The 9250-nt window shown below is 74.4% G+C and carries 12 protein-coding genes; 7 read left to right on the top strand and 5 right to left on the bottom strand.

The features are described 5' to 3' along the window. Positions 1–299: 299 nt before the first annotated feature. Both PSD17_RS19040 and PSD17_RS19035 read left to right on the top strand, forming a co-directional pair. Positions 300–698: a DnaJ domain-containing protein gene (locus PSD17_RS19040; protein ID WP_339123904.1), complete on the top strand. Its 399-nt coding sequence runs from the start codon at positions 300–302 to the stop codon at positions 696–698. Positions 699–839: 141 nt separating this feature from the next. Continuing rightward, positions 840–1373, top strand: a complete 534-nt coding sequence (locus PSD17_RS19035; RefSeq protein WP_013674433.1) for a hypothetical protein — start codon at positions 840–842, stop codon at positions 1371–1373. Between the two features lie 64 nt (positions 1374–1437). Here the strand turns inward: PSD17_RS19035 and PSD17_RS19030 are convergent, their stop codons facing one another. Beyond that, a complete protein-coding gene (locus PSD17_RS19030; protein WP_013674434.1) occupies positions 1438–1623 on the bottom strand; it encodes a DUF1918 domain-containing protein in 186 nt (61 codons plus the stop codon). Positions 1624–1854: 231 nt separating this feature from the next. Here PSD17_RS19030 and PSD17_RS19025 point away from each other — a divergent pair, with 231 nt between their 5' ends. The 4 genes from PSD17_RS19025 to PSD17_RS19010 all read left to right on the top strand — a co-directional run bounded on the left by PSD17_RS19025 (position 1855) and on the right by PSD17_RS19010 (position 4692). Continuing rightward, positions 1855–2322 carry a nitroreductase/quinone reductase family protein gene (locus tag PSD17_RS19025; protein ID WP_013674435.1) on the top strand — a complete coding sequence of 156 codons (468 nt, stop codon included), beginning with the start codon at positions 1855–1857 and terminating at the stop codon, positions 2320–2322. After that, positions 2319–2978: a hypothetical protein gene (locus PSD17_RS19020; protein WP_339123900.1), complete on the top strand. Its 660-nt coding sequence runs from the start codon at positions 2319–2321 to the stop codon at positions 2976–2978. The genes PSD17_RS19025 and PSD17_RS19020 overlap by 4 nt, the downstream gene beginning before the upstream one ends. A gap of 281 nt (positions 2979–3259) precedes the next feature. Continuing rightward, complete coding sequence (locus tag PSD17_RS19015) at positions 3260–4153, top strand: universal stress protein (RefSeq protein WP_445261023.1); 894 nt, start codon at positions 3260–3262, stop codon at positions 4151–4153. A 110-nt stretch (positions 4154–4263) separates the two neighbouring features. Then, on the top strand, positions 4264–4692 hold the full coding sequence (locus PSD17_RS19010) for a pyridoxamine 5'-phosphate oxidase family protein (RefSeq protein WP_339123897.1): 429 nt from the start codon (positions 4264–4266) through the stop codon (positions 4690–4692). Positions 4693–4721: 29 nt separating this feature from the next. Here the strand turns inward: PSD17_RS19010 and PSD17_RS19005 are convergent, their stop codons facing one another. Then, positions 4722–5480, bottom strand: a complete 759-nt coding sequence (locus PSD17_RS19005; RefSeq protein WP_013674439.1) for a gamma carbonic anhydrase family protein — start codon at positions 5478–5480, stop codon at positions 4722–4724. Between the two features lie 287 nt (positions 5481–5767). On the opposite strand from PSD17_RS19005, the gene PSD17_RS19000 reads away from it, so the two are divergent. Then, positions 5768–6430: a trimeric intracellular cation channel family protein gene (locus PSD17_RS19000; RefSeq protein WP_339123895.1), complete on the top strand. Its 663-nt coding sequence runs from the start codon at positions 5768–5770 to the stop codon at positions 6428–6430. A gap of 44 nt (positions 6431–6474) precedes the next feature. Here the strand turns inward: PSD17_RS19000 and PSD17_RS18995 are convergent, their stop codons facing one another. The 3 genes from PSD17_RS18995 to PSD17_RS18985 form a co-directional block, all read right to left on the bottom strand. Further along, entirely contained in the window at positions 6475–6990 is a 516-nt protein-coding gene (locus PSD17_RS18995; RefSeq protein WP_339123893.1) for a hypothetical protein, read from the bottom strand. Positions 6991–7204: 214 nt separating this feature from the next. After that, the gene (gene gdhA / locus PSD17_RS18990) at positions 7205–8557 is read right to left on the bottom strand and encodes an NADP-specific glutamate dehydrogenase (RefSeq protein ID WP_233899390.1); all 1353 of its coding nucleotides are present in this window, start codon (positions 8555–8557) and stop codon (positions 7205–7207) included. 135 nt (positions 8558–8692) lie between these two features. Further along, on the bottom strand, positions 8693–9211 hold the full coding sequence (locus tag PSD17_RS18985; RefSeq protein WP_199796577.1) for a MarR family winged helix-turn-helix transcriptional regulator: 519 nt from the start codon (positions 9209–9211) through the stop codon (positions 8693–8695). Positions 9212–9250 lie beyond the last annotated feature (39 nt).

The following is a 9250-nucleotide window of genomic DNA, read 5'->3' as shown; positions in this document are numbered from 1 at the left end:
TCTCGAGGAGTTGGGCGATGCCGCGTCGGACGATCTCGTGGTCGTCGAGCAGGAACACCGAGATCGTCACCGGGGGCCTCCTGGTTCGTGGCGAGGCTCGACGATAACGGCGTTCGACCGGCCTTGAACAGAACCGATGGCCCCCTCCCGGTGGACCGCGGTCATGATCGGTTCCGGCCGGAGAAGCCGGCACGTCCGGGCGCCGGCGACCGTGGAGCGCTCGGCCGACCGGCGGGCGGTTCGGTTCTCCGGGCGCAGAGCCGGGTAACCGTGGGTCGTCGACGGCATCGGAGGTGCACGTGGCCGGCGAAGGACGAGCGACGCCCGACCTGTACCGGGTGCTCGGCGTACCCGCGGACGCGGACCAGGAACAGCTGCGGCGCGCCTACCGCCGCGCGCTGCGACGGCTGCATCCCGACACCCGGGGCGCGGCCGGCGACACACGCCCGGACGCGGCGGCGGAGGCGGCGTTGGCCCACGTCCTGCACGCCTACCAGGTGCTGCGCGACCCGATCCGGCGGGCGCACTACGACGCCGCGCGGGCGGCCGCCCGCGCACGGCCCGGTGGTCCCCGCCCCCGCCCCCGCAACCGGGCCACGCCGTCGGCCACCTCCGCCGGTCGCGAGCCGAGGCGGGCGCCACGCGCCGAAGGGCGGCTGGTGATCAGGATCGGCCCGCTGCGCATCGACCTCGGCTGAAGGCGAGCCCGGAACGAGGACGGTCTGATCGGCGCGCGCGGCCGGGCCGTTCGCCCCTGCTCCGCGCCCGCCGCCCGTTCCTAGCCTCGCGGACGGGGCTCACCGCGGCCCCGCATCCGTCCGACGACCCGGCGAGGCGTCATGACCATCGAGGTGAAGCCGAGCACCGCCGACGTCCTCCTGGCGGTGGCCAGGTCGGCGGGGACGACCGCGCGCCTGCTCGCCCGGCGCCGGCTGACGATGCCGTCGTCGCTGGTCGGGGCCCAGCTCCGGGATGTCGACGGGTCCTGCTCGACCGTGTTCCGTGAGACCGTCGCCGCGCGGCGCGCGACCGACCCGGTCCTGCTCGTCGTGGCCTTCCGCCTGCGGTGGGTCGGGGCCGCGCGGTGGGCGCACGCGGTCTTCCGCAGGACGTGCGTCGTCAACACGCCGTTGTTCGCCGGATTCCCGGGGTTCGTGAGCAAGCTCTGGCTCGCCGATCGGTCGACCGATGTCTACCGGGGTCTGTACGTATGGGACGGGGCCGCACGGGCGACGGCCTACGCGGTCCGGCTGTCCCAGGTCCTGAGGCTGGTGACGGTTGCGGGCTCGGTCGCCTACGAGGTGGTGGAGGGGGCGGAGCGTGCGGAGTTCCTCTCCGGACGACGCACGCTGCCCGCCGCACCGCCGCGGTGACCCGTCGGGCCGAACCCGGTCCGGGAGGCGCATTCCCGCCGGGACGAGTCCCGGGCCGCCCGGTTCAGCCCTTTTCGAGGTGTGCGTCCGGTCCCGGGAAGAACAGGGACTCGTGCCCGTCCTGCCACCGCACCTGGTAGTGCTCGAGCCCCTCGTCCTTGCCGAGCACCGCGACGACGGTCCCGCGCCGTGGGGTGGCGTCGAGGACGCTGTTCTCGACGACGATGTGGTCTCCGACGTCTGCGTGCACTGTTCCTCCTCGGTCGCGGGGCCGCAGCCCCGAGCGTCCGGGTCCGGTCGGGGCCTTCGCGTGAGGCTTCCGGCACGTCCGCCGAGGACCTCCGGCCCGACCGCGCCGCCCGGTCGTTCGGCCCCGGGGGAGGGGCCGGAGCGCCGCAGCGCGCCGCGGTGCGACGGACGAGGCTGGAGGCGTCCGACCCGGCCGATGCCCGGGCCGGGCGCCGGAGGCGAGGAGGAGACGATGACGGTCACGATCACCAGGAGGATTCCGCCCCAGCGGCTGATCGATGCGATCAATCCCGTCGTGCGGGGGCTCGCGGGCTCCCGGTTGCACGGCCTGGTCGACGACCAGGTGCTGATCCTGCACGTGACGGGCCGGCGCACGGGGCGTCGTTACGACATCCCGGTCGGTTTCGCGGACCTGGGAGACGAGCTGCTGGTGGTCACCCAGCACCGGTGGCGGACGAATCTGCGCGGCGGGTCGGACGTGACGGTCACCCACCACGGCCGGACGACACCGATGACCGCGGTGGTGACCGAGGAACCGGCTGCCGTCGCCGCGACGCTCGCGCGGGCCGTCGAGCGCATCGGCCGGGCGCAGGCGCAGCGCCGGTTCGGTCTGACGCTGCCGGACGGCTACGGTCCGGAGGACCTCGAGGCGGCGGTCCGGGAGTACGCGCTGGCGACGATCACGCTGCGTACCCCGTGACCGGGCCGGCCTCCTCGGCCGACGCCGCGAGCGCCGCGCCGGGTGGCCGCGGGGTGCCATCGGTCGCGGACGTGGCCGTGCTCGCCGGGGTGCACGGGCCGAAGGTCCCGTCGACGGCGGTCCGTCAGCGGGTCGCAGGGGACGGCCGGCCCGTGGTCGACGGGCTCCGGCCGCGCGAGGCTCTGCCTGACGATCCCGGCGACGGACGCGAGGTGGACATGCGGTACGTGGCGCAGGCGAGCCGACAGGAGACGGTCCGGGTCACCCGGTGGTCCCTGGTGGTGGTCGAGGCACTGGTCGCCCTCTCGGCGGTCTACGGCGGCGTGGGACTCATGGCGGACAACATGATCGGGATGCCGCACGACTGGCTCTCGGCGACCCCGTTCACGTCCTGGGTGGTCCCCGGGATGCTTCTGGTGCTCGTCGTGGCGGTGCCGATGACCGTTGCCGCGGTCCTGGAGGCCCGGCGCTCGACGTGGGCGCCGGTGGTGTCGATCGCGGCCGGTGGGGCGCTCGTCGCCTGGATCGGGGTCCAGCTGCTCGTCGTGCAGCGCTACAACGTGTTGCAGCCCGTCATGCTCGGGATCGGGCTCGCGGTGATCCTGCTGGCCGTCGTCCTGCACCGGCACGAACCGCCGACCGCGCTGCGACGGTGACGAGTTGCCGTCGGACGTCGGGTGCTGAGCCGGGGTGGGCGTTCCCCCATGGACGCCCACCCCGGCCCGACTACCCCGTCCGCTCCCCAGCGACGGGATGTGCCGGCGCGGTGTGGTCACGCTGACCGGCGACATCGATGGTGAGCCGACGAGTGTGGGTGCGGGCAGGGCCGAAGGACCTGAGCAGGCTGTGATTCGGCCGGCGGGGTCGCCGGACCGGAGCCGGGGTGACCCACAGCTGTGGTCGGCCCGGCCGTGCTCTGGCACCGTCGGACGGACGGATGGTCGGGAGAGGGGAGCAGCCAGTGAGCGAGCAGAGGCCCCGCGGCGTGGTGGTGGGCGTCGACGGTTCCGAGGCCGCGGCGGGGGCCGTGCGGTGGGCCGCACAGGAGGCGGCGCGCAGGCACCTGCCGCTGCGGCTGGTCGCGGCGGTCGACTGGGCCGTCCCGGCGGGGATCGGCGCGGTCGCCCTGCAGCCGGAGATCTTCCGCGACGCGATCGAGGCCGCAGCGCAGGAGTGGCTGGCGCACGCGCGCGCCATCGCCGAGGACGTCGCGCCGGAGCTCGGGACCGAGACGGAGGTCCGCGGCGGGGTGCCGGCCGCGGTCCTGCATCAGGAGTCGGAGACCGCGGAGCTGCTGGTCGTGGGCAACCGCGGGGTGGGAGGTTTCGCCGGGTTGTTCGCGGGATCGGTGTCGATCGCCGCCGCTGCCTCCGCGCACTGCCCGGTCGTCGTGGTCCGCGGTACCCCGACGCCGGACGGCCCGGTCGTGGTGGGTGTCGACGGGTCACCGGTGAGCGAGCCCGCGTTGTCGTTCGCGTTCACCGCCGCGTCGGCGCGGGGCAGCGGGCTCGTCGCCGTGCACGCGTGGAGCGACTCGACGCTCGACGCCGCCGGATGGGCGCTGCTGGAGTGGGACGCCATCGAGGCGGGCGAGCGGGAGTTGCTGGCCGAGCGGTTGGCGGGCTGGTCGGAGAAGTACCCCGATGTCGTGGTGACGCGCGAGGTCGTGCGCGACAACCCGGCCGCGGCGCTGGTGAGCCGGTCGAGGCGCGCGCAGCTGGTCGTGGTCGGCAGCCGTGGGCGCGGGTCGGTGCGCGGGGCCCTGCTGGGCTCGGTGAGCCAGGTCCTCCTCCGGCACGCCGGCTGCCCGGTCGCGGTGGTGCGTGCGTGAGACCGGTGTGGGCGGTGCCCCGGCCCGAGGGCCGAGGAAGGACGGGAAGTCCGTGCGAAGGGGGTCCTTCGGCCCGGTGACGCACGCGTGGGCGCAGGGACACTGGACCCGTGTGGATCTCTCCTCCGGCGGCGAGCATGTCGTCGGGCCTGCCCGAGCTCGACCGCGGCGAGTGCCTGCGGTTGCTGGCGGGCGCCGCGATCGGCCGCCTCGTGTTCACCCATGCGGCCATGCCTGCCGCCCATCCCGTGAACTTCCTGGTCGACGGTGACGAGATCGTCTTCCGGACCTGCCCCGACGGCCCCCTCCTACGAGCGGTCAACGGGGTCGTCGTCGGGTTCCAGGCCGACGACGTCGACCCGGCGACCCGGACGGGATGGAGCGTGCTCGCCGTCGGAGAGGCCTACGAGATCACCGATCCGCAGCGCCTCGCCGCGCTCGGGCCGCGGCTCCCGACGCAGTGTGCGCCGGGCCGGACCGCGCACACCCTCGCCATTCCCACCAGGCGGCTCACCGGCCGGGCCCTCACCCATGCCTGACCCTCACGGGTGGGTCCGTCGGACGTGCCCTACAGACGTTCGTCCGGCTGCTCGGTCCGGGTGACCCGCCTGCGCCGGGGCCTGCGGACCGTCCCGGCCCGCCCGTTGCCCGTCGGGCCGGGCAACTGGTCGTGCTGGCCGGGCGGGAGCACGGTGTCGCGGTGGTGCAGCGCCAGCGCGCGGGCGTAGCGCTGAGCGATGTCGGGCACCGAGCCGCCCTGTCCCGCCGCCCCGAACACGGTGCCGGGGTAGTCCAGCGGGCCGATCAGGTCCCGGATGCGCTCCCATTCGCCCGGGGCGACGAGCTCCGCCGGATCACCTCCTGCGAACCAGCCCATCGGCACCGCCGTCCCGGCCGGGACCACGGTGTTCACGTAGACGACGGCATGGAACTCCACCTCGGCGCCGACCTCGACGCGCGCACCGTTGAACACCACCGCGCCGGTCGCGATGCGGGTGTCACCCTCGACGACACAGCCCGTCAGCGAGGCGTGGGGGCCGACGAGGACGTGGTCCCCGAGCCGGGCCGGGTGCTGGGGCACCCCGCGAATGACGGCGTTCTCCATGACCACGCAGTGTTCGCCGATCTCGACGGGACCGCCCTCCGCGGTGACGACGGCGCCGAAGAGCACCCGGCTGTGCGGGCCGACGGTCACGTCGCCGCACAGCACCGCGTTCGGCGCGACGTAGGCCGACTCCGCGACCTTCGGGCTCTTGAGCCGGTGCCGGACGAACACGGCATCGCGGCCCACGGCTCGGGGCGGCGTGGTGTAGTCCTCAGCGGTCATGTCCGCCTCCACCCTCACCGGTCACGACGGCTCCGTCGCTGCGCACGCCGGCCCCGGGAGGTCCGGCCGCCGCGCATGCCGGCGGAGGCTACGCCTGCCCGGCGAGCGCGACAATCCCGGCAGCGGGCCGGGCGGCCGGCCGCCCGGTCGTCGGCCGACGTGCCGGGTTCATGCGCCGAGCAGGCCGAACCCCGCCGGGAGCGCCGGTTCCTCGAGTGACGGGCCGCCCGCTCGCCGCCGTCCCGGAAGGCACGGCGGTGTCGACGGGCGGCTGCTAGGAAGGCGGGGTGACGCAGCCGCTGCTGCTCGTACTGGACCTGACGGGCACGTTCGTGTTCGGGCTCAACGGCGCGCTGACCGCGGTGCGGGCCGCGCGGCTGGACGTCGTCGGTGTGCTGACCCTCGGGGTGATCACCGCGCTCGGCGGCGGGATCACCCGCGACGTCCTGATCGGCGCGATCCCGCCTGCCGCCTTCACCGACTGGCGCTACCTGGCGCTCGCCCTGGGCGGCAGCGCGGTCGCGTTCGTGCTGAGCCGTCGGTTGGACGCGCTCGGCACGCCGATCCTGGTCCTCGACGCCGTCGGGTTGAGCGTGTTCGCGGTGATCGGCGCGGCGAAGGCCCTGGAGTTCGGCCTCGGAGCCGCGCCGGCCGTCCTGCTCGGAGCGGTCACGGCGGTCGGCGGCGGCACGATCCGCGACACCCTCGTCCGGCAGGTCCCGACGGTGCTGCACTCGGAGCTGTACGCGATCCCGGCGCTGGTCGCTGCCGGGCTCACCGTCGCGGCGGTGGGCGCCGGCGTCTACGGGCTGCCCGCCGCGCTCGGCGCCGCGGCGGTCTGCTTCGTCGTGCGGATGATCGGGGTCAGGTTCGATCTCCACGCCCCGGGCCCGCCCGGTGCCGGGCAGCGCGCACAGGAGCACGAGCGCGACGACGACGAGCGGTCGTGAGTGGCGATGGTCGCCATTGCGACTGTCGTGGCGACCATCGCCACTCACGGGGAGCCGAGCGGCCACACGATGTCGTCGGCCAACCCTGCGGCGCGCGCCTCGTCGTGGGTGAGCAGCTCGTCGGGGCTGCGCCGGAGGGCCTGCAGGACGACCACCGCGGCCAGCCGGCGCTCGTCCGGAGCGCGCAGCACCCGGGAGACCGGCGAGCCCGCGGGCCCGACGAACGCCAGCGGGCCGGCGTCGCCGCCCGCCGTGGGGTCGCCCGTGACGACGTCGGCCGTCACGGTCCACGAGGTCCCGTCGGCTCCCACGCGGCTCGCCCGCAGCGCCGTCGCCGGTGCGGTGACCCGGCACGCGAGGCCGGTGCGCCGGACGATCTCCGCGACGAGCTCCAGGTCGAGGGGTGGGGACTTCGGGGCAGGCATGACGAGCGCCTCGCGGACGTCGGGGTCCGCGAGCTCCTTTCGCGACGGGACGACGGTGACCGACCGCGCGGCGGGGACGGCGCGGCGGCGGGGCATGCGGGGGTCGGCGAAGGGCGGGTCGGGAAACCCCCGCATGCCCCTGTCCGGGTGACGCGGACGAGACCCACGATGCCGGAGACCGCGGGCCGCGGCAGGGGTGCCGACGGGACATCATGCGGCCGTGGACGTTGCCGACCTCCGGCAGGGAGTGTGCCGCCGGGCCGCGGGCCGGCCCGGGGCGGCCGAGCGCGTCGGATGAGGCCCGGTCGGTTGAGGCCGGTCGGATGAGGCCCGGTCAGATGAGGCCCGGTCAGATGAGGCCCAGGGCGAGCATGGCCTCGGCCACCCGCGCGTAGCCGGCGATGTTCGCCCCGGCGACGTAGTTGCCCGGAACGCCGTACTCCTCGGCCGTCGCGTGGCACCGGGCGTGGATGTCCCTCATGATCTCGCGCAGCCTGGCCTCGGAGTACTCGAAGGTCCAGGAGTCGCGGGACGCGTTCTGCTGCATCTCCAGCGCGGAGGCGGCGACGCCACCGGCGTTGGCCGCCTTGCCGGGCCCGAACGCGACCCCTGCCTCCAGCAGCACCCGCACCGCGCCCGGGGTGGTGGGCATGTTGGCGCCCTCCCCGACGGCGACACAGCCGTTGCGCACGAGCGCGGCCGCACCGGCGGCGTCGAGCTCGTTCTGCGTGGCCGAGGGGAGCGCCACCCGGCAGGGCACCTCCCAGATCGACCCGCCCTCGACGAAGGTCGCCCCCGGGGCCTTGTCGGCGTAGGCGCGGATCCGCTCCCGGCGGACCTCCTTGACGTCCTTGAGCAGGTCGAGGTCGATGCCGGACGGGTCGTGGACGAACCCGTCGGAGTCGGAGCACGCGACGACCCGACCGCCGAGCTGGTGCACCTTCTCGACCGTGTAGATCGCGACGTTGCCCGAGCCGGAGACCACCACGTCCTTGCCGGCGAGGGAGTCGCCGCGCACCTGCAGCATCTCCTCGACGAAGAACGCGCTGCCGTAGCCGGTCGCCTCGCGCCGCACCTGCGCGCCGCCGTAGATCAGCCCCTTGCCGGTGAGCACGGCGGACTCGTAGCGGTTGGTGATCCGCTTGTACTGGCCGAACAGGTACCCGAGCTCGCGCCCACCGACCCCCATGTCGCCCGCAGGGACGTCGGTGTACTCGCCGATGTGGCGGTAGAGCTCCAGCATGAAACTCTGACAGAACCGCATGACCTCGCGGTCCGATCGGCCGCGCGGGTCGAAGTCCGAGCCGCCCTTGCCGCCGCCGATCGGCAGGCCGGTCAGGGCGTTCTTGAAGACCTGCTCGAAGCCGAGGAACTTCACCGTGCCCAGCAGCACCGAGGGGTGGAACCGCAGCCCGCCCTTGTACGGGCCGAGGGCGCTGTTGAACTCGACGCGGAACCCGCGGTTGATGTGGATGCCGCCGTGGTCGTCCTCCCACGGCACCCGGAAGATGATCTGCCGCTCGGGTTCGCAGATCCGCTCGACGATCCGCGCGTCCGCGTATTCGGGGTGCTTGTCGACGGCGGGGCCGATGCTGTCCAACACCTCACGGACCGCCTGGTGGAACTCGGTCTCGCCCGGGTTGCGGGACAGTACCCGCTCGTAGACCGCCTGTAGTGCCTCGTGCATGTGCTGTGCCCGCATCCCTTCGTGCTGTTCGTCCGCCGTGCACCTCGTGTCCGACGGTATGCCCGGCGTGGCCCGCGGCGCCCCGGGGTGAGCGGGACGATCGGGAGATTCCCGTCACCGCCGGGCACGCCGGACGCGACGGGGTGACGGTCACTCGGCCCAGGGGTCCAGGTCGGTGTCCAGGACGGCGCGGAGCGCCGTGCGCAGGTTCGCCGCCTCGGAGGCGCCGAACGCCGCTTCGAACGTGTCCTGCGCCTCCTGCCACAGCGGCAATGCGTGCTCGAGCGTGCGGAGCCCCGCCTCGGTGATCTCGACCAGCCGGGTGCGCCGGTCGTGCTCGTCCGGCCGCACCGTGAGCAGCCCGTCGCGTTCGAGCGGCTTGAGGTTGGTGGCCAGCGTCGTCCGGTCCATCGCGATGGTGTCGGCGAGCCCGGAGATCGACGCGCGACCCGCCACCGCGAGCTTGTGGAGGATCGTGAACTGCGTCGTCCGGAGGCCCGCGGGGGCGAGCGCGCGGTCGTAGGACGCCGAGAGGTAGCGCGCCGCGCGCCTGGCAGCGAAGCTGTTGCACCGGCCGTCCATCGCGCCGAGAAGCTCGCGCAGTGCGGCATCGGGCCGCGTCCCGGCTCCCGTGCCGCCACCGGTCACGCCGTCCACACCGCCTGCCACCCGACCACGGTAGGGCGGCACGCCGCGTTCCGGCGACGG

This window comes from Pseudonocardia sp. D17 (genome assembly GCF_036984265.1).
Taxonomy (GTDB): Bacteria; Actinomycetota; Actinomycetes; order Mycobacteriales; family Pseudonocardiaceae; genus Pseudonocardia; species Pseudonocardia benzenivorans.
This window is presented reverse-complemented; position numbering and strand designations above follow the sequence as displayed.

What these genes read in the sequence shown, in the direction of transcription:
- PSD17_RS19035 (WP_013674433.1), top strand. Translation starts at nt 840, where the DNA reads ATGACCATCGAGGTGAAGCCGAGCACCGCCGACGTCCTCCTGGCGGTG.
- PSD17_RS19025 (WP_013674435.1), top strand. Translation starts at nt 1,855, where the DNA reads ATGACGGTCACGATCACCAGGAGGATTCCGCCCCAGCGGCTGATCGAT.
- PSD17_RS19015 (WP_445261023.1), top strand. Translation starts at nt 3,260, where the DNA reads ATGGTCGGGAGAGGGGAGCAGCCAGTGAGCGAGCAGAGGCCCCGCGGC.
- PSD17_RS19005 (WP_013674439.1), bottom strand. Translation starts at nt 5,480, where the DNA reads ATGACCGCTGAGGACTACACCACGCCGCCCCGAGCCGTGGGCCGCGAT.
- PSD17_RS18995 (WP_339123893.1), bottom strand. Translation starts at nt 6,990, where the DNA reads ATGCGGGGGTTTCCCGACCCGCCCTTCGCCGACCCCCGCATGCCCCGC.
- gdhA (WP_233899390.1), bottom strand. Translation starts at nt 8,557, where the DNA reads ATGCGGGCACAGCACATGCACGAGGCACTACAGGCGGTCTACGAGCGG.